This is a genomic window from Desertibaculum subflavum (genome assembly GCA_003576705.1).
Taxonomy (GTDB): Bacteria; Pseudomonadota; Alphaproteobacteria; order Ferrovibrionales; family Ferrovibrionaceae; genus Desertibaculum; species Desertibaculum subflavum.
Map to the genome: position 1 here is coordinate 1 of QOZS01000028.1, position 18,127 is coordinate 18,127.

At 70.1% G+C, this 18,127-nt stretch carries 16 protein-coding genes; 6 read left to right on the forward strand and 10 right to left on the reverse strand.

The features are described from left to right. The coding region (locus DT074_RS15555) for a divergent polysaccharide deacetylase family protein (protein WP_368744697.1) at positions 1 to 823 on the forward strand (823 nt) is incomplete at its 5' end. 19 nt (positions 824 to 842) lie between these two features. Here DT074_RS15555 and DT074_RS15560 read toward each other — a convergent pair. From DT074_RS15560 to DT074_RS15570, 3 genes are read right to left on the reverse strand one after another with little or no spacing between them, the layout of a single operon-like run. Continuing rightward, the gene (locus tag DT074_RS15560; protein WP_119420777.1) at positions 843 to 2,366 is read right to left on the reverse strand and encodes an acyl-CoA carboxylase subunit beta; all 1,524 of its coding nucleotides are present in this window, start codon (positions 2,364 to 2,366) and stop codon (positions 843 to 845) included. Positions 2,367 to 2,394: 28 nt separating this feature from the next. Continuing rightward, complete coding sequence (locus DT074_RS15565) at positions 2,395 to 3,300, reverse strand: ribokinase (RefSeq protein ID WP_119420778.1); 906 nt, start codon at positions 3,298 to 3,300, stop codon at positions 2,395 to 2,397. Between the two features lie 37 nt (positions 3,301 to 3,337). Further along, positions 3,338 to 4,528, reverse strand: coding sequence for a citrate synthase family protein (locus tag DT074_RS15570; RefSeq protein ID WP_119420779.1), 1,191 nt, complete (start codon positions 4,526 to 4,528; stop codon positions 3,338 to 3,340). A gap of 78 nt (positions 4,529 to 4,606) precedes the next feature. On the opposite strand from DT074_RS15570, the gene DT074_RS15575 reads away from it, so the two are divergent. The 3 genes from DT074_RS15575 (at position 4,607) to DT074_RS15585 (ending at position 8,983) form a co-directional block, all read left to right on the forward strand. Next, positions 4,607 to 5,680: a citrate synthase gene (locus DT074_RS15575; RefSeq protein WP_119420780.1), complete on the forward strand. Its 1,074-nt coding sequence runs from the start codon at positions 4,607 to 4,609 to the stop codon at positions 5,678 to 5,680. Positions 5,681 to 5,833: 153 nt separating this feature from the next. Further along, positions 5,834 to 8,482 carry an ABC transporter transmembrane domain-containing protein gene (locus tag DT074_RS15580; protein ID WP_119420781.1) on the forward strand — a complete coding sequence of 883 codons (2,649 nt, stop codon included), beginning with the start codon at positions 5,834 to 5,836 and terminating at the stop codon, positions 8,480 to 8,482. An 18-nt stretch (positions 8,483 to 8,500) separates the two neighbouring features. Continuing rightward, positions 8,501 to 8,983: a cyclic nucleotide-binding domain-containing protein gene (locus tag DT074_RS15585; protein WP_119420782.1), complete on the forward strand. Its 483-nt coding sequence runs from the start codon at positions 8,501 to 8,503 to the stop codon at positions 8,981 to 8,983. Between the two features lie 4 nt (positions 8,984 to 8,987). Here the strand turns inward: DT074_RS15585 and DT074_RS15590 are convergent, their stop codons facing one another. The 6 genes from DT074_RS15590 to DT074_RS15620 all read right to left on the reverse strand — a co-directional run bounded on the left by DT074_RS15590 (position 8,988) and on the right by DT074_RS15620 (position 16,283). Beyond that, positions 8,988 to 10,286 carry a hypothetical protein gene (locus tag DT074_RS15590; protein WP_119420783.1) on the reverse strand — a complete coding sequence of 433 codons (1,299 nt, stop codon included), beginning with the start codon at positions 10,284 to 10,286 and terminating at the stop codon, positions 8,988 to 8,990. Next, positions 10,190 to 11,614, reverse strand: a complete 1,425-nt coding sequence (locus tag DT074_RS28090; RefSeq protein ID WP_162914936.1) for a CoA-binding protein — start codon at positions 11,612 to 11,614, stop codon at positions 10,190 to 10,192. The genes DT074_RS15590 and DT074_RS28090 overlap by 97 nt, the downstream gene beginning before the upstream one ends. A 10-nt stretch (positions 11,615 to 11,624) precedes the next feature. Further along, positions 11,625 to 12,443: an exodeoxyribonuclease III gene (locus DT074_RS15605; protein ID WP_119420784.1), complete on the reverse strand. Its 819-nt coding sequence runs from the start codon at positions 12,441 to 12,443 to the stop codon at positions 11,625 to 11,627. Positions 12,444 to 12,532: 89 nt separating this feature from the next. Beyond that, positions 12,533 to 13,903, reverse strand: coding sequence for a chromate efflux transporter (gene chrA / locus DT074_RS15610; RefSeq protein WP_119420785.1), 1,371 nt, complete (start codon positions 13,901 to 13,903; stop codon positions 12,533 to 12,535). A 4-nt stretch (positions 13,904 to 13,907) separates the two neighbouring features. Beyond that, positions 13,908 to 14,726, reverse strand: coding sequence for a chromate resistance protein ChrB domain-containing protein (locus DT074_RS15615; RefSeq protein ID WP_119420786.1), 819 nt, complete (start codon positions 14,724 to 14,726; stop codon positions 13,908 to 13,910). Positions 14,727 to 14,876: 150 nt separating this feature from the next. Beyond that, positions 14,877 to 16,283: an adenylate/guanylate cyclase domain-containing protein gene (locus DT074_RS15620; RefSeq protein WP_119420787.1), complete on the reverse strand. Its 1,407-nt coding sequence runs from the start codon at positions 16,281 to 16,283 to the stop codon at positions 14,877 to 14,879. Positions 16,284 to 16,417: 134 nt separating this feature from the next. On the opposite strand from DT074_RS15620, the gene DT074_RS15625 reads away from it, so the two are divergent. Further along, positions 16,418 to 17,146 (forward strand): hypothetical protein, encoded by a 729-nt coding sequence (locus DT074_RS15625; protein ID WP_119420788.1) that lies wholly within the window; start codon positions 16,418 to 16,420, stop codon positions 17,144 to 17,146. Between the two features lie 83 nt (positions 17,147 to 17,229). On the opposite strand, the gene DT074_RS15630 is transcribed toward DT074_RS15625, so the two are convergent. Continuing rightward, positions 17,230 to 17,640 carry a RidA family protein gene (locus DT074_RS15630; protein WP_119420789.1) on the reverse strand — a complete coding sequence of 137 codons (411 nt, stop codon included), beginning with the start codon at positions 17,638 to 17,640 and terminating at the stop codon, positions 17,230 to 17,232. Between the two features lie 75 nt (positions 17,641 to 17,715). Between DT074_RS15630 and DT074_RS15635 the strand changes: the two genes are divergently transcribed. Beyond that, on the forward strand, positions 17,716 to 18,126 hold the full coding sequence (locus DT074_RS15635) for a GFA family protein (protein WP_119420790.1): 411 nt from the start codon (positions 17,716 to 17,718) through the stop codon (positions 18,124 to 18,126). The last annotated feature ends 1 nt before the right edge of the window (position 18,127 follow it).

The following is an 18,127-nucleotide window of genomic DNA, read 5'->3' on the forward strand; positions in this document are numbered from 1 at the left end:
GGCGGGCCCACCGGCCGCCGCCGCGGTGCCGGCACGGCCGCCGCGTGCCATCCCGCGCGCCGAACCCCGGCATGACTCGCGAAACGATCCTGCCCCGTGGCGGCGCTACGCCGTGGCGGCGCCGGCCCGTGCCGGCCGCGCGGCGGTCGCCATCGTGATCGACGATCTCGGCCTCGACCGGCCGCGCACCGCGCGCACCATCGCCCTTCCGGGGCCGCTCACGCTCTCCTTCCTGCCTTATGCGGGCGAGCTCGCGCACCAGACGGAGGCCGGCCGCCGCGCCGGGCACGAGCTGATGCTGCATCTGCCGATGGAGGCCGAATCGCGCCGCATCTCGCCGGGGCCGAACGCACTCCGCGTGGGGCTCGAGCCGACCGAGCTGCTCGACCTGCTGGCCTGGAATCTCGGTCGCTTCGATGGCTATGTCGGGGTCAACAACCACATGGGCAGCCGCTTCACCGCCGATGCCGGCGCCATGCGCACCGTGCTGGCGGAGCTCGAGCGCCGCGGCCTGATGTTCCTCGATTCGCGCACCTCGTCGCACAGCGTCGGCTATCGCCTCGGCGCCGAGCTCGGACTGCCGGTGGCGCAGCGCGACATCTTCCTCGACAACGTGCTGACCGCCGATCGCGTGGCCGATCAGCTCGCCGAGGTCGAGCGCGTCGCCAAGCGGCACGGCCACGCCGTCGCCATCGGCCATCCGCACGACGCGACGCTGGAGGCGCTGACCGAATGGCTGCCGCATCTCGAGGCGCGCGGCCTCGTCCTGGTGCCGATCACCGCGCTTGCGCGCGCGCCGCAACAGGCCCAGGCGCGCTGGTAGAGTGGCGCGCCGGTAGGCCTCACCAGGAATCGACCACGTGCTTGCGCCCTTCCCGCGGCAGAGGGGCCGGGATCGCGCGCAAGGTCCGGGCCAGCACGGCGCGCGTCTCCGCCGGGTCGATCACGTCGTCCACCGCGTAATGCCCCGCCTGCGCCAGCGCGGTGTGCGAGGCCTTCAGCTGCTCGGTGCGGAGCGCATGCAGCGCCGCGCGCTTCTCCGCATCGCTCTCCGCCTCTAGCTCCTTCTTGTGGATGATGTTGACCGCGCCCTCGATGCCCATGCCGCCGAACTCCGCCGTCGGCCAGGCGATCAGCAGGGTCGGATCGAGCGGGCGCGAGCCCATCACGTAATAGCCGAGGCCATAGGCCTTGCGCAGCACCACGGTCATGAACGGCACCGTGGCATTGGCCAGCGCGACCAGGATGCGCGCCGAATGCCGCACCAGCCCCGTCGTCTCCACCTCCGGCCCCACCATCAGGCCCGGCGTGTCGCACAGGATCACGATCGGGATGTCGTGCGCGTCGCACAGGCTGATGAAGCGCGCCGCCTTGTCGGAGGCCGGGCTGTCGATCGCGCCGGCGAGATACATCGGCTGATTGGCGACGAAGCCGACCGGCCGTCCTTCGATCCGCGCCAGCGCCGTTACCATCGCCTTGCCGAAACCGGGGCGCAGCTCGGTGACGGATCCCAGATCGGCGATTCCCTGGATGGCGCGGCGCACGTCATAGGCGCGGCGCGGGTTCTCCGGCACCAGGTCGCGCAGCTTCGCCGTGTCGGGCGCCTCGCCCGGCACATGCGGGCCGATGAAATAGCCGAGATAGCGCTTGGCCATCACGGCCGCCGCCGCATCGTCCTCGACCAGGATGTCGACCACGCCGGAGGCGACATGCACATCGATCGGCCCGATCTCCTGCGGCGTGAACGGCCGGCCGAACGCGGCCTCGACCAGCGGCGGGCCGGCCATGCCGATGATCGCCCGCTTGGTCGCGATCAGCACATCGGCGAGGCCGGCGAGATTGGCCTGGCCGGCGAAGGCATAGCCGGTTGCGACGGCGACCGTCGGCACCATGCCCGACAGCCGCGCGAAGGCAACGAAGGTCGGCGTCGATCCGCTCGGCCGCTGCGTCGCGATGGTGTCGTGCGGGCGCGCGCCGCCGCCCTCGACCCAGGTCACCACCGGCCAGCGCCGCTCGGCGGCGAGCTGGAACATGCGCGTCGCCTTCGGGTGGTTCACCAGGCTCTGCGTGCCGGCATAGACGGTGTAGTCATAGCCCATCACCGCGACGGCGCGATCGGCCACGGTGCCGACGCCCATCACCACACCGTCGGCGGCGCCCTGCATCTCGGGCCTGGCCGGCCGGGCCAGGCGGCCGTATTCCACCAGGCTGCCGGCATCGAGGAAGATGTCGAGCTGCTCGCGGATGGTCAGGCCGCCCTTGGCGCGCATCTGCGCCACGGCCTTGGACCGCGCCGCGTCCAGCGCCGCGGCTTGCGCTTCCAGCACCGCCGCCAGATCGGGCCGCGGCGGTTTCGCATCCTTCATTGTCGTTTCCTCCAGGAACGCGCGGATCCTAGTCGGCACGCACTGCAGGTGCGAGGCGCGAAAGCGCGCGGTCGATCTCGGCCGCGCCCGGCAGGCCCGATTGCGCCCCGAACCGCGTGCAGGTCAGCGCCCCGGCGACACTGGCGCGGTGCAGTGCCGATTCGGGGGAGGCGCCCCGATCCAGCGCCGCCGCGAACACGCCGACGAAGGCATCGCCGGCCCCGGTCGTGTCGACCACCTCGACCGGCAGACAGCCGATCTGCCAGCATGAAGCCGGCGCTGCCATGCAGGCGCCGTCGCCGCCCAGGGTGACGATGACGGTGATGCCGAGCCGCCGCGCCACCGCGTGCGCGATGTCCATCGGGCGGCCGGTGCCGAGGCGCGCGATCTCGATCTCATTCGCGATCAGTACGTCGAGCCTGGCCAGCACTTCCTCCGCCAGTGTCGCGGCCGGCGCGAGATTCAGCACGATTCGGCTGCCGCGCGTCCGGGCGAATTCGATGGCCTTGGCAACTTCCGCGGGCGGGATTTCCATCTGCAGCACCAGCGTCGCGTCCGGGCCAAGCGCCAGCGTCTCGATCTGCCTGGCGGTCACGGCGAGGTTGGCTCCGGACGCGACCATGATCTGGTTCTGGCCGGCGGGATCGACCATCACGGCCGCCAGGCCGGTCGGTCGTTCCACCTCGACGATGCCTGAAATGTCGACGCCGCCGCTGCGCAGCTCGCTCAGCGCTGGCGCGGCGAAGGCATCGCGGCCGACGGCGCCGATCATGCGCACCGCCGCGCCGTCGCGCGCGGCGGCGAGCGCCTGGTTCGCGCCTTTGCCGCCGGGACTGACGGCGGCGGCATCGCACAGCACCGTCTCGCCGGCTGCGGGCAGCCGCGGTGCGGCGAAGCCGAGGTCCAGATTGATCGAGCCCAGGACGACGATCATCGTGCCCCGATCATGCCACGACGGTCGGGCGCGGGGATCACACAATAGGCTCCGGCCCGGTATAGCGGGCGCGGGGGCGGATCAGCTGGCGCGCTTCGTATTGCTCCAGCGCGTGCGCGATCCAGCCGGCGGTGCGGCCGCCGGCGAACATGGTGATCGGCGCCTGGCGCGGCAGGCCGATCACACGGGCCAGCGCCACATGCGCAAAGTCGATATTGGGATCGAGGCCGGTCAGCCCCTTCACCGTGCGGATCACCTCGGCGATCTGCAGCCGCTCCTTCGATCGCGGCGCGGCATCCTCGATCCAATCCAGCAGCAGGCGCGCGCGGGGATCGCCATCGGGATAGAGCATGTGTCCGAAGCCATAGAACACCGCGCCGCTCGCATGCCGCTGCAAGGTCGCCGCGCCGGCATCGTGCCCGCGCAGCAACTCGTCGAGCATGCCGGTGACGCGCTCGGACAAGGCGCCATGCAGCGGCCCCGACATCGCGGCGAGGCCGGCGATCAGCGCCATGTAGAGGCTGGCCCGAGTGCCGGCGACCACGCGCACCGCGAAGGTCGAGGCATTGAGCTCGTGATCTGCCGACAGCACGAGGCCAAGGCGAATGCCCTCCGTCGCGCGCTTGTCCTTCAGGCGCCAGGTCTTCGCCAGCAGCCGGTGCGCAGGCAGTGCCGACGGCGTGGTGCCGGCCAGCGTCGCGAGCAGAAGGCGCAGCACGCGCGCGCCGACGCGGAGCCGCGCCGCCGGCTCCACCGCCAGCGCCGTCTTGTCCTCGCTTGCCGCGACCGGCAGCAGGGCGGCGGCGCGCGCCAGCGGATGCGCGAGCGGCGGCAGCACGAGCGTCGCCGGCAGGTTGTCGGCAGCGAAGATATCCGCCTCGTCGGCCTGCCAGAGATGCGCGGCGATGCGCTCCAGCGTCCAGTCGGCGGCGATGGTCTCCAGCGGCACGCCGCGCAGGAAGACGCGGCCATCGCGGATCAGGGTCAGGCCGGAGGCCAGCACCGGCGCGCCGAAATCGAGCGCGCGCCCGGCCACCGCCGCCTCGCTCCGCCCCCGCGCCTTGCGGCCGGCCAGCCGCTCCACGTCCTCGCGGCGATACAGGCTGGTGGTCCCATTGCCCTTGCTGGCGCGGATCAGGCCGCGGCTGACATAGGCGTAGAGCGTTTGCGGGCGCACGCCGAGCGCCGCAATCGCTTCCCTGGCGGTCAGGTCAGGCCGGCGCGGCATTGATCGGAACAATCAAGATTGACCATTTTGTCAATGTTGATGATGTCTGCCGGGAAAGCAAGCCACCTGGAGCCTGTCATGAACGCCAGATCGGGACTGGACGGCGTGATCGCCGCGGAGACGACCCTTTCCCATGTCGACGGCGAGGGCGGCCGGTTGATCGTGCGCGGCATCGAGCTGCGCGACCTGGTGGCCGCGCGCGGCTTCGAGGGCGTGGCCGCGCTGCTGTGGGAAGGGCTGGGCGAAGGTGGCGGCGACGCGGACGCCGTGCGCGCCGGCCTCGCGGCGGCGCGCGAGCGGGCCGCCGCGCTCGTCCCGGCCATGCTGGCCGATGCCGGCCATCTCGCACCGATCGAGCTGCTCCGCCTCGGCCTCGCCCGGCTGGGCGACGGGGAGCCGATGCCGCACCACTATCTGCTCTGCGGCGCGGCGCCGGTTCTGGTGGCGGCCATCGCGCGCGGCGCGGCGGTCGCGCCGGATCCCGCGCTCGGCACCGCCGCCGATCTCCTCCGCATGCTGCGCGGGCACCGGGCCGGTGCCGTCGAGGAGAAGGCGCTCGACACCTATCTCGCCACCGTCGCCGATCACGGCTTCAACGCCTCGACCTTCACCGCCCGGGTGGTCGCCTCGACGAAAGCCGGCATGATCTCGGCGGCGCTGGCCGCGCTCTCCGCGCTCAAGGGCCCCTTGCACGGCGGCGCGCCCGGCCCGGTGCTCGACATGCTCGACGCCATCGGTGCGCCCGCCAATGTCGGCCCGTGGCTCGAGGCGGCGCTGGCTTCGGGCGCGCGCCTGATGGGCTTCGGCCACCGGGTCTACAAGGTGCGCGATCCCCGCGCCGATGTGCTGAAGGCGACGGTGGAGACCCTGCCGGTCGATCAGGGCCGGCTCGCCTTCGCCGGCGAGGTGGCGGCCAGGGCGGTCGAAACGCTGGCGCGCAGCAAGCCCGGCCGGCGGCTCGACATGAATGTCGAGTTCTACACTGCGCTGCTGCTCGAGGCGCTTGGCATCCCGCGCGCGGTCTTCACCGGCACCTTCGCCGTCGGCCGCATGGCCGGCTGGTGCGCGCATGTGATGGAGCAGGAGCGCGACGGCCGCCTGATCCGGCCGCTTTCGGCCTATGTGGGGCCGGAGGTGAAACGGGCCGCATAGGTCCGTGCGAGAGGGTCGGAAACGGCCCCGTTTCGCTCGCTAAACGTGTCCACCGTCACGGTTATCTGCCGTTCGGCCGGTTCCTCTGCTTAACCATTTCCGGCTAGGCTCGCCCGCACGCGAATCGGGCCGGCCGGGAATCGGGCGGGGGGCATGGAACCGAGCATCTACAGGTTCATCATCAGGTACAGCTTGCGTCAGCAGATCGCGCTGACCTTGCTCTCGTTCGCTTCCTTCGTGCCGTATTACTACTACCTCCTGATGCCCAAGCTGATCGTCAATCAAGGCATCTCCCACAAGAACGTCGAGTTTCCCTACACCATTCTCGGGTTCGAGCTGAGCCCGGAAGCCTTCCTGGTCCTGCTCTGCATCGGGTTCCTGGCGCTGGTCATCGTGCAGCAGGGCTTCAAGTACTCGATCAACGTCTATCAGGGCATCTCGGGCGAGCGCATGCTGCGGCGGCTGCGCTACGAGCTCTATGGCCGCGTGCTGCGCTTCCCGCTGCCGACCTTCCGCAAGATGAGCCAGGGCGAGATCATCCCGATGATCGTTGCCGAGACCGAAAGCCTCGGCGGATTCATCGCCGAGAGCTTCGCGCTCCCGCTGTTCCAGGGCGGCATGTTCCTGGTCTCCCTTGGCTTCCTGTTCGCGCAGAACTGGGGCATCGCATTGGCGGCGCTCGCGCTCTATCCGGCGCAGCTCTATCTGATTCCGAAGATGCAGCGGAAGGTGAACCAGCTCGGCAAGGAGCGGGTTCGCACGGCCCGCCGTCTCGCCGACCGCATCGGCGAGAGCATCCAGGGCGTGCAGGAGATCCACGCCAACCACGCGGCCAAGCGCTTCCTCGCCGATTTCTCCGCCCGGCTCGGCGACATCTACTGGATCCGCTACGAGATCTTCCAGCGGAAGTTCGTGATCAAGTTCCTGAACAACTTCCTGCAGCAGGCGGGTCCGTTCACCTTCTATCTGATCGGCGGCTATCTCGCGATCAAGAACCAGCTCGATGTCGGTACCGTCGTTGCCGCGGTCGCCGCCCACAAGGAGATGGGCGCGCCCCTGAAGGAGCTCTTGAACCACTATCAGCAGCGCGAGGACGCGCGCATCAAGTACGAGCAGGTGGTGTCGCAGTTCGCGCCGCCCGGGACGCGGCCGCCGGAATATCAGCTGACGGAGCCCGAGGAGGTGCCCAGCCTCCGCGGCGACGTCAACATCGCCGGCCTCACCTATGTCGACGACAACGACACCGTCATCCTGGACAGCCTGTCGCTGACCCTGCCGGGCGGCAGCCGCGTCGCGGTGCTCGGCTCGGGACCGGGCCGGGAGGAATTGATGCTGCTGCTTGCGCGTCTGATCGAGCCGGACAAGGGCCGCATCAGCATCGGCGGCACCGATATCGGGCCGTTGCCGGAGGCGGTCACCGGCACGCGCATCGGGTTCGTCGGGGCTGCGCCCTATGTCTTCAATGCGAGCCTGGAGCGCAACCTGCTGTTCGGCCTGCGCCACCGGCCGGTCGCCGAAGCCGCCTACGAGGGCGAGGCGGCGAAGCGCTGGCAGGTGCGGCTGCGCGAATCCGTCGCCTCCGGCAACAGCACCGACGATCCCGAAGCCGACTGGACCGACTACGCCCAGGCAGGCGTCGAGCACAATGACGCATTGAGCGTTGAGGCGCTGCGCGTGCTGCGCCTGATCGGCCTCTACGAAGATGTCTATCAGTTCGGCCTGCGCGGCAGCATCGATCCGAAGGCCGATCCCGATCTCGCGGAGGCGATCCTGCGCGCCCGCGCCGCTCTGCGCGAGAAGCTGATGCAGCCCGGCATCGCCCAGCTGGTCGAAGGCTGGGACCGCGCCCGCTACAACCGCAACGCCACGTTCGCGGAGAACCTGCTGTTCGGCCTGCCGGTGGGCGACGGCTTCGATGTCGAGCGTCTGGCCGAGCACCCCTACGTGCTGCAGGTGCTGGAGAAGGTGGGCCTCACTCAGCGCTTCCTGGAAGCCGGCCGCCAGGTCGCCGCCACCATGGTCGAACTGTTCGCCGACCTGCCGCCGGACCACGAATTCTTCCAGCAGTTCAGCTTCATCTCCTCCGACGACCTGCCGGAATTCCAGCAGCTGCTGCAGCGGGTGCCGCGTGACAGGCTGAGCGAGGCCTCGCCGGCCGATCGCATGCGGCTGATGAGCCTGCCCTTCAAGCTGATCCCGACGCGCCACCGCATCTTCCAGATCGAGCCGGAGCTCGAAGCCCGCCTGATCGAGGCGCGCGAGGTCTTCGCCCGCGACCTGCCGCCCGAACTCGCCAAGGGCATCGCCTTCTTCGATCCGGACCGCTATCTCCCCGGCGCCAACCTGCTGGACAACATCCTGTTCGGCAAGGTGGTGTACGGTCAGGCCCAGGCCGCCGAGCAGATCGCCCAGCTGGTCGGCGAGCTTCTGGCGCAGCTCGAACTGCGCGACACCGTGGCCCGGGTCGGTTTCGGCTTCGAATGCGGCATCGCCGGCGGCCGGCTCTCGGCGGCGCAGCGCCAGCGGCTCGGCCTCGCCCGTGCCCTGCTCAAACGGCCCGACATTCTGCTACTCTCGGACGCGTTCTCGGCATTGGATGCCGGGGGCCTGGCCCAAACGCTCGACGCCATACTTGCCGAGTTCAAGGACGGCACGGTCATTGCTACGCTGCCGCGTGCATCGCTGGCACGGCGGTTCGACCGGGTGCTGACCTTCGAGGGCGGCCGGCTGGTCGAGCAGGGCAAGGTGGCGGAACTGGACCGCGAGGGGAGCCATTTCCACCGCCTGCTGGCGCACGAATAGTCGCGACGGAGTCCGCCGATGAGCCTGAACGAAGAAGTTGATCTCCTCCGGCGCGTGCCGCTCTTCGCCAAGCTGGAGCCCTCCAAGCTCAAGCTGCTCGCCTTCACCAGCGAGCGGCTGACCTTTCAGCCCGGCCAGGCGCTGATCCGGCAGGGCGATATGGGCGATGCCGCCTATGTCATCATGGACGGCCAGGCCGACGTCCAGGTCGAGACGCCGCAGGGCCCGCTCACCGTTGCCCATCTCAAGCGCAACGACTTCGTCGGCGAAATGGCCATCCTGTGCGACGTGCCGCGCACCGCCACGGTGATCGCGACCGAGCAGCTGGTGACGCTCCGCATCGCCAAGGAGCTGTTCTTCCGCCTGGTCACCGAGTTCCCGCAGATGGCGGTCGAGATCATGCGCGTGCTGGCCCAGCGCGTGGAGAAGACCACCGCCGACCTGCGCGACGCCAACAACAAGGTCCGCGAGCTCGAAGGAAAGCTTCAGGGCAAGGACTGACCGGTCAGGCGCGCGCCGGCGCGCTGAGCCGCCATCGCAGGAAGACGAGCCGGACCGCCACGCCGAGCGCAAGTCCGAGCGCCGCGCTCAGCAGATCCACGCCGATATCGCCGAGATGCGCGCCGCGCGTGACGGTCAGCATCTGCAGCACCTCGGTCACCACGGCGAAGCCGGCGATGCCGGCGACATGCAGCAGGCCGACCGGCGGCGCGACGAAGGCGACCAGCAGGGCGAGGCCGCCGAAGCCCGCCGCATGCATCACCTTCTTGCCCACCGCCCGCTGCACCCACTGGAAGCCTTCGCGGGTCAGCTCCGCCATTTCGGTCGCAGGACCGCTCTCCACCGGCGGTGCCGCCGGCGCGGGCCTGGCGGCGGCCTCGGCGCGGGGTTGGCCTTCGGCCGGTGCCGGCGGGCGCCGTTCCGCCGTCGCCACCGTCGCCGGCTTGACCACGGCGCGGCCCAGCGCCATCAGCGGCTGCTCGATCGGTGCCGTCAGGCCGCGGAACAGCGGCTCCGGCAGCACGCCGCCGATGGCGATCGCCAGCGCCGCCGCGGTCGCCGCCCCGGCTGGCAGCAGCGGGCGGCCGTAGCGCAGCGCCAAGGTCACTGCGACCAGGCCGAGCAGCGCCCAGCCGGCGATCAGCGCGCGATGCGCCCAGGGATACCAGGCCGCATCGTCCAGCATGGCGATCTCGACACCGCGCAGCGAGATGCGGCCCGCCTCGCCGGCATTGACCAGCTCGAGGCGCATCGTCGCCACCTCGTCGGCCCAGGGGACAGTCAGCGACACGCGCCGCCAGGGCTCCGTGCCGCTGCCGAGGAACAGCACCTTGGGCCAATGTGCCAGGCGCCGGCCGCGCGCATCGAAGCTCACCACGCCGAGCATGGCGCCGATGCCGCGCCGGTTCTCGGTCACGCCGTCGAGCGCGACGTCGAGGCTGACCCGCGTATAGGCCATGCCGGCGGCGGGGCGGATCCAGCGGGCGGCATAGCTGATGCTCCGGCCGGCATTGAGTTGGATGCCGGGCGCGTCGGGGCCGCGGCGGATCTCGGCGCCTTGTCGGGAGAAGAACCAGAGCTGGCCCTCGCCGCGATAGTCGTCGGCCGCCGTCTGGCCAGCCGGTACGTAGCGCCAGGGCCCGAGCTGCACCGCGATGGTGGCGAGCGCGAGCAGTCCCGCGGCCAGCGCGATGCGTGCGAGCCGGCTCAGCCGCCGCGGCCCTTCAATGCCGGTGGCCGGTTCGGCTCCGGCGCCGCCGCCGACTGCTTCAGCGCCGGATAGCGCGCCAGCAGCCCGGCGCATTCCGCCATCGCCTCGACATCGTTGAAGGCCGGAATGCCGGCGGCTTCGAGGCGGGCGAACCACGCGGCCTTGTCCGGCAGTGTCCCCATCATGGCATGCATGCGCGGCAGCTTCGCCGCATCCTGGGTCAGCCGCGCGACCACCGGATCGGCATCGACCATGAACGGCACCACATGGATGCCGAGGATCGCGTCGTAGGTGCCGGCGCCGTGCGCCAGCGCGAGGTCGAGGGTCATGCCGAAGCGATCCTCGCGCGCATCGGCCAGCAGGTCGAGCGGATTGGCGACCGAGGCCTCGCCCGGCAGCTTCGCCTTGAGCTCGGCCGCCATCGCCGCCGGCAGCGCCGGCAGCTCCAGCCCCTCGACCGTCGCCGCGTCGGTGGCGAGCACGCCCGGCCCGCCGGAATTGGACAGGATCAGTGCGCGCCGACCGAAGCCCTGCGGGAAGAAGCCGAAGCCTTTGGCCGCCAGCATCAGCCGGCGCAGCGAGGTGACGCGGAGCGCGCAGCATTCGTCGGCGAAGGCGGATTGCGCCGGCTCGTCGTTCGGTACCGCGCCGGTATGCGCGGCGGCGGCGCTGCCGCCGATCGCGGTGCGGCCGCCCAGCAGCAGCACGACCGGCTTGTCGCGCGCGACGCTGCGCGCAATGCGGCGGAAGCGCGTCGGGTCCTCGATCGATTCGACATAGAGGAACACGGCCGAGCATTCGTCCTGCTGCCCCAGATATTCCAGATGGTCCTCGACGCCGAGATGCATGGCGTTGCCGACCGTGACGATGGTGCCGAAGCCGATCTTGTGGTCGTTCGCCGCCGCGATCACCTCCTCGGCCAGCGCGCCGGATTGCGAGACCAGCGCCAGCCCGCCGCCCGGCGGCATGTCGCGCAGGAAGGTGGCGCCGAAGCGGAAGCCTGCCTTCAGCGAAATGATGCCGGCGCAGTTCGGCCCGGCGATGGTGAGGCCCTTCGCGCTCGCGAGCGCGCGCACGGCGGCATCGCGCGCCTTGCCCTCGGCCCCGGCCTCGGCGAAGCCGCCCGGCAGGATCAGAAGGTTCTTGTGTCCCGTGGCGGCGGCCTCCTCGATCGCTGCCGGGATCAGGTCGGGCCGGATCACGATGACAGCGAGCTCACAGGGCTCGCCGACCTGGGCGAGCGAGGTCGCGGCCTTGAACCCGAACATTTCGCCGCCTTTCGGGTTCACCGGCACGATGCGGCCGGGATAGCCGGAGATCTGCAGGTTCTGCAGCACGGCGCCGCCGGAGGAGGTGGCGCGTTCGGCGGCGCCGACCACGGCGACGCTCGATGGGGCATAGAACGGGCGCAGGTCGCGCATCGGGCGTCCCTCAGAGAGCGATGGTGGCGATCACCGGCACGTGGTCGGAGGCGACCTCCCAGCCGCGCGGGCCGCGCGGCGTTTCCACCGCCTTCAGCCCGCCCGCCAGCGCCGGCGACACCCAGATGTGGTCCAGTCTGCGGCCCTTGTCGGCGATGTCCCAGTTCGGCGAGCGATAGCTCCACCAGCTGTAGAGCTTCTCCGTCGCCGGGGTGAAGCGGCGCGCGCTGTCGACCCATTCGCCGGTCGCGATCAGCTTCTCCATCGCCGCAACCTCGACCGGCGTGTGGCTGACCACTTTCAGGAGCTGCTTGTGCGACCAGACGTCGTGCTCGAGCGGTGCGATGTTCAGGTCGCCGACCAGGATGCGCCGCGCGGCGGGATCGCGGCGCCGTTTGCACCATGCCGTCATGTCGGCGACGAATTGCAGCTTGTGGGCGAATTTCGGATTGGCCGCGGCATCCGGAATGTCGCCGCCGGCCGGCACGTAGAAATCGTGCAGCTCGACGCCGCCTTCGAGCGTCACCGCGAGATGGCGCGAATGATCGATGCCGCCGAAGCTCTCGTAGCGCTTCTCGGTGAACGGAATCTTCGACAGGATGGCGACGCCGTTATAGCCCTTGTCGCCCTTGAAGGCGCGATGGGTGAAGCCGATCTCGGCCAGCGCCGCGTCGGGGAACACGTCGTCGCCCGCCTTGGTCTCCTGCAGGCAGAGCACGTCCGGCTGAAACTCGGCGGCGAAGCGCGCCACGTTGGCGAGACGCAGCCTGACCGAATTGATGTTCCAGCTCGCGATGCGGATCGGGCGCGAAATCGCCTGTCTGGGCATGGTCCTCTGGGTCCGGAAATCGGGAGCGTCAGACTAGCCGGACTTTGTTGGCCATACCAGCAATGCAGCCCGGCAATCCGGGCCGGCCATCAGCCGCCGAAGGTGAACTTCCAGCCGATGCCGAGAGCCGCCGCCGCGCCCAGCACGGTCAGCATGCCGAGCTTGAAGCGCAGCATGGCGATCAGTGCCGCCACCGCCAGCGCCAGCGCGGCGAGGTCGAGTGTCGCCCAGTCCGGGACCAGCAGTCGCAGACCCGCCGCATGGACCTCCTGCACGCGACCGAACACCATATGCAGGCCGAACCAGATGGCGAGGTTCAGCACCACGCCGACCACCGCCGCGGTGATGGCGGAGAGCGCCGCGCCCAGCACCGGCCGGCCGTGCAGCCGCTCCACATAGGGCGCGCCGAGGAAGATCCACAGGAAGGACGGCAGGAAGGTGACCCAGATGGTCAGCACTGCGCCGAGCGTGCCGGCGACCAGCGGATCGAGCGCGCCCGGCGCGCGGAACGCCGCCAAATAGCCGACGAATTGCAGCACCAGGATCAGCGGCCCCGGAGTGGTTTCGGCGAGGCCGAGCCCGTCCAGCATCTCGCCGGGATTGAGCCAGCCATAGGTCTCCACCGCCTGCTGCGCCACATAGGCGAGCACCGCATAGGCGCCGCCGAAGGTCACCACCGCCATCTTGGAGAAGAACAGGCCGACCTGCGTGAACACGTCGCCGGACCCGAGCATCGTCCACAGCACCAGCACCGGCCCGAGCCAGAGCACCAGCGCGACGGCGAGCACGGCCAGGGCCCGCGCGGCCGAGGGGTGCGTATGCGGGATGTCGATCATCGGCTCCGCCGCCGCGTCGCCCTCGCCATGCCCTTTGATGACGACGAAGCGGTCCGGCGCGAGCCGCCCGCCGATCAGGCCGACGACGCCGGCGCCCAGCACGATGATGGGGAACGGCACTTCCAGGAAGAAGATGCCGATGAAAGCGGCGGCGGCGATCGTGTACATGGCGGCGTTCTTCAGGGCCCGCTTGCCGATGCGGAGCACCGCCTCGATCACCACCGCCAGCACCGCGGCCTTGACGCCGAAGAACACCGCCTGCACCAGCGGCACCTCGCCGAGCGTGGCGTAGATCGTGCTGAGCGCCAGCATGACGATCGCGCCCGGCAGCACGAACAGCCCGCCGGCCACGATGCCGCCCCAGGTGCGGTGCATCAGCCAGCCGATATAGGTGGCGAGCTGCTGCGCCTCCGGCCCCGGCAGCAGCATGCAGTAGTTGAGCGCGTGCAGGAATCGGGTCTCGCCGATCCAGCGCCGCTCCTCCACCACCAGCTTGTGCATCAGCGCGATCTGCCCGGCCGGCCCACCGAAGGAGAGCAGGCCGACCTTGAGCCAGAGCCGCGTCGCTTCGCCGAACGAGACCGGCGGCCAGTGTGTCGTATTCTTCATCGTCTGCTGTTGCATCGCTCTAAGCCTTCGGCGGCCAGCCATGGGTTTCGCTGCGCGCCCGCGCCGCCCAGGCATAGAGCGCATCGTAGACGCGCAGCCCTTCCGACAACATGGCATGGTCGTCGGCAAAGAGCGCCGAGAGGCCGAGCGAGATTGCGAGCAGGCCGGATGCCTCCGGCGCCAGTTCCGGATGCCCGGTATCGGCGCCGCGCACGATGGCGGCGACGCTGTCGAGCGCGGCGTCCTCGAGGCCGAAGCGGTCGATCACCGCGTCGAAGCTGCAGCGCGGCCCGACATGGCTGAACTCGACGCCGGGGATGTCATAGGGAATGGCGCCGAGCCGCTCGGCCTCGGTCCGCACCCGCTCCGCCGCCACGTAGAAGAACTCGGCCTCCGGGTCGACGAAGCGGCGGATCGCCCAGGGGCAGGCGATGCGGTCGATCTTCGGCCGCTCGCGCGTCACCCAGCGGCCGGGCCGCTCGCCCGGCCGGCGCAGGCCGCGCGCCGCGCGGGTCGGCAGCAGCGCGGCCTCCCAGGCCTCGAAGCCGCCTACCACGAACCGCGCCTTCAGCCCGCGCTCGCGCAAGTCCGCCGCCGCGCCCTGGCTCACCTCGTGCCCGTGCACGCAATAGACCGCGATCTCGGCATGGCGCGGCAGGTGTGCCGCCCAGTCGTCGAGCGCCGCCGGATCGCCCCGCAGCGCGCCGGCGACGGCGCGCCCGCTCTGCTCGAAAGCCGGCCCGCGCCGCACGTCGACGACGATCGGCGCGCCCTCGGCGCCGAGCCGGTGGCCGAGCTCGGCAATGGAGATCGGTGAAGTGGATGAGTTCGCGTCCATAAGCTCGCCCTCCCGCTGGGGACAGGTTGCGAGCAGAGCTTGGACGCTGGGAAAGAGCCCCGCGGGCGTCTTGCGATCGCCGGGGGTCTGCGTCGCCCCGACGTGGTGCGGAAACTAGGGCGCCGCGGCCGCGCCGGCAAGAGGTCCAATTTAAGGGATCTCGAACACCGGCACCTGGTGGGCGATGCCGCGCAGCGCGTGAGCTTGCGCGATCGGGCGGATGCCGCTCTGTTCGAGCAGGCGCGAGGCCTCGCCGTTCTCCACCACCGCGCCGGTGACATAGATCGACTGGTTCGAGGCCAGGTTCTGCACCCGCGAGGCGATGTTCACCGTCTGCCCGAAATAATCCTGTCGCTCGTTCAGCACCACGGCGAGGCAGGGGCCTTCGTGGATGCCGATCTTCAGCAGCAGGTCCTTGTTCAGCTCCGCCATCGCATCGCGCATGCGCAGCGCCGCGGCCAGCGCCCGGCCCGGCGTCGGGAAGGTCGCCATGACGGCATCGCCGATCGTCTTCACCACCGCGCCGGCCTCCGCCGCCACGATCTCGTGCAGCACCCGGAAATGCGCCCGCACCATGTCGTAGGCCACCAGGTCGCCGACCCGCTCGTATAGCTCGGTCGAGCCCTTCAGGTCGGTGAACAGGAAGGTCAGGCTGATGATCTTGAGCTTCTGGTCGATATCCAGCGTGTCGGTGCGGTAGATGTCGCGGAAGGTCTGGTTGGTCAGCATCCGCTTGGCGGTCAGGAACGGCCGCCGCTTGGCCAGCAGGTCGTGCATCCGGTCGCCGGCGATCAGCAGGCAGGGCAGGGTGCGCCCGTCGGTGTGGTTCTCGAACACGATGCGGGCCGGCCCGGGCCGCATCTCCGCCGTGCCGGCCGGGGCGTGCTCCTTGTTCAGCACCACGGTCAGGTTCTGCCGCTCGCGCGTAGGCTCGCCCTTCACGTCCATGAACTGCGTCGCATGGGTGACCGGGTCGAAGGCGACGATGAAGCCCTCCGGCAGCGGCAGCGAGATGGTCGTCTTCTCGCGCGCCGGCAGGTCGATCTGGTCGAGCGCGATCTCGTCCAGGATCGCCGCCAGCGCCGCCTCGTCCGGCAGGTCGATGCCGGAGCTCCAGAAGATCTGCCGCAGATAGTCGACCAGAGGTAGCGTGGCCGGATCGTGCGCGACGATGCGACGCACGCGCGGGCTGACGGTGAAGGTCACCTCCACCATCTCGTCCAGGGTCGGCTCGTAATCCGTGTTGCAGAGCGAGCAGAGATAGCTCGACCGGTCGACCGTCTTCAGCGTGGTGCCGGCATCCAGCACGCCGGCGCAGCCCGGGCAGAGCACGTTCCACGACAGCTCGAAGATGCCGAGGCGGGCGGCATGCAGGAAGGCGCCGATCACCGCCTGCTCGCCGAGCCCGTGGCGGGCGGCGAAGTCGATCACATTGACGCGGCAGAGCGCGGCATCGCTGCCGTTATGCACCAGTTGCTCGATGGCATCGGCGACAGCGGGTTCCGCCGATTGCCGCAGCACGGCGAACAGGGCCTCGGTCTCGCTGGATGGCCGCATCGACGAGCCTCGCCAACCGGAAGTTCCAAGGCCGCATGCTAGCACTTGCGGCCGCCCGCGCGGCAGCGGCCGGGATCACGGCTTCGCGAATGCCACGGGCTCGCCTATTATCCGGCAGTCAGTGGGGGTGTCGCATGATTGGGTCACGCATTCTCTCGGTTGCGCTGGTCGCCCTGTTCGGCGCGCCCGCCGCCTCAGCGCTGACCCTGCAGCAAGTGGTCGGCGACAGCTTCTCCGGCAGTTTCGATACCGTCAGCTTCGCGTCCTTCGATCCGGCGCTCGGCACGCTCGACCGGGTCGACGTCGCCATCAACGGCACCTTGGTGCTGCAGGGACCGACGCAGGTCAATTTCCTCCAGACGCCGGGCGGCCCGGTGCCCCAGCCGGTCGCCCTCGCCGCCACCGTGTCGCAGGACTTCTTCCGCATCGGCATCGGCAATCGCGGCTTCGAATTCGGATCCCCGGCACAGTTCTTCTTCAACGGCGTGGCAACCGGCGCCGGCGAGCCGGCGATATTCAGCCGGCCGTTCAGCTACGGCTTCGCCTTCACCGACTTCACGGACCTGCTCGGCTTCGCCATCCCCTCGTTCACCGGCGCGAACCAGCCGCCCATCACGGTCAACGGCCAGCGCGACGACTTCCTCGACCTCGCCCCGCCGCTGGATGCGCTGAGCATCGACATCGCGGTGCAGACGATGATTGCGCAGCTCACCGGCTTCGCTGGCGCGGCGGTCAATGCCGCCGGCTCCGTCTTCGTCACCTACACCTACACGACGCTGGAGGTCGCGGTGGCGGAACCGGCGACCGCGGGCTTGTTCGGCTGCGCCCTGGCCGGCCTCGCGCTATTGCGTCGCCGGCGCTGAGGCCGCTGCATCCAGCGCGTAGGATCGCAACGCGCGCGTCGCGCTGGTTGGCCGGCACCGGTTCGGAGAGCGGACCCGCCACCCTAAGCCAGCACCGCCTCCGCCTCGATCTCGACGCAGGCATTGGGGTCGATCAGCTTGGAGATCTCGACCAGGGTCATGGCCGGGAAGTGCCGGCCGAGCGTGGCGCCCCAGGCTTCGCCGATCGCCGGGCCGGCGGCCTTGAAGGCCTCGATATCGGTGACGAAGGCACGCAACAGGACGATGTTGGGCACGTCGCCGCCGGCCGCCTTCACCACCGTCACCACCTTGCCGAGCGCGATGCGCCATTGCTCGCCGACGCTGGCGCCCGGCTTCACATTGCCGCCCGGCTCGGCTCCGATCTGGCCGGCGACGCGGATCGTGGCCGTGCCCTTCGACACCACGGCATGCGAGAAGCCGCGCGGCCGGGCCCAGCCCTCCGGCAGAATGGCCTTGTAGCCGATATCGCTCATGTCGGTTTCCTCCCGGTAGATGTTGCCCTCACCATGCCGCTAGCATCGCCGCCTCGCAATCCGGGAGGTCCGCGCATGGCCGAACGTGTTCTCGAAGGCGGCTGCCAATGCGGCGCGGTGCGCTACCGCATCGCCGGCGAGCCGATTCTGTCCGCCATCTGTCACTGCTCGATGTGCCGCCGTGCCCATGCGGCACCGGCGGTAGGCTGGGTGATGTTCCAGGAAGGCCAGGTGACCTTCACCAAGGCGGAGCCGGCGCGCTATGCCTCCTCCGTGGAGGCGCAACGTGGCTTCTGTCCCACGTGCGGCACGCAGATCAGCTTCACCGCCAGCTTCATCCCCGGCCTGATCGATATCACCACCGGCAGCCTCGACACACCGGAAGCGGTGCCGCCGACATTGCACTACTGGGACACGCGCCGGCTGCCCTGGATGCGGATCGGTGACGACCTGCCGCGCTATCCGGAGTTTCCGCCGCAGGAATGAG

Coding starts and splice junctions, on each gene's coding strand:
- DT074_RS15560 (WP_119420777.1), bottom strand. CDS start 2,366: ATGAAGGATGCGAAACCGCCGCGGCCCGATCTGGCGGCGGTGCTGGAA.
- DT074_RS15565 (WP_119420778.1), bottom strand. CDS start 3,300: ATGATCGTCGTCCTGGGCTCGATCAATCTGGACCTCGGCTTCGCCGCA.
- DT074_RS15570 (WP_119420779.1), bottom strand. CDS start 4,528: ATGCCGCGCCGGCCTGACCTGACCGCCAGGGAAGCGATTGCGGCGCTC.
- DT074_RS15575 (WP_119420780.1), top strand. CDS start 4,607: ATGAACGCCAGATCGGGACTGGACGGCGTGATCGCCGCGGAGACGACC.
- DT074_RS15580 (WP_119420781.1), top strand. CDS start 5,834: ATGGAACCGAGCATCTACAGGTTCATCATCAGGTACAGCTTGCGTCAG.
- DT074_RS15585 (WP_119420782.1), top strand. CDS start 8,501: ATGAGCCTGAACGAAGAAGTTGATCTCCTCCGGCGCGTGCCGCTCTTC.
- DT074_RS15590 (WP_119420783.1), bottom strand. CDS start 10,286: ATGCGCCGGGCTGCTGGCGCGCTATCCGGCGCTGAAGCAGTCGGCGGC.
- DT074_RS28090 (WP_162914936.1), bottom strand. CDS start 11,614: ATGCGCGACCTGCGCCCGTTCTATGCCCCATCGAGCGTCGCCGTGGTC.
- DT074_RS15605 (WP_119420784.1), bottom strand. CDS start 12,443: ATGCCCAGACAGGCGATTTCGCGCCCGATCCGCATCGCGAGCTGGAAC.
- chrA (WP_119420785.1), bottom strand. CDS start 13,903: ATGCAACAGCAGACGATGAAGAATACGACACACTGGCCGCCGGTCTCG.
- DT074_RS15615 (WP_119420786.1), bottom strand. CDS start 14,726: ATGGACGCGAACTCATCCACTTCACCGATCTCCATTGCCGAGCTCGGC.
- DT074_RS15620 (WP_119420787.1), bottom strand. CDS start 16,283: ATGCGGCCATCCAGCGAGACCGAGGCCCTGTTCGCCGTGCTGCGGCAA.
- DT074_RS15625 (WP_119420788.1), top strand. CDS start 16,418: ATGATTGGGTCACGCATTCTCTCGGTTGCGCTGGTCGCCCTGTTCGGC.
- DT074_RS15630 (WP_119420789.1), bottom strand. CDS start 17,640: ATGAGCGATATCGGCTACAAGGCCATTCTGCCGGAGGGCTGGGCCCGG.
- DT074_RS15635 (WP_119420790.1), top strand. CDS start 17,716: ATGGCCGAACGTGTTCTCGAAGGCGGCTGCCAATGCGGCGCGGTGCGC.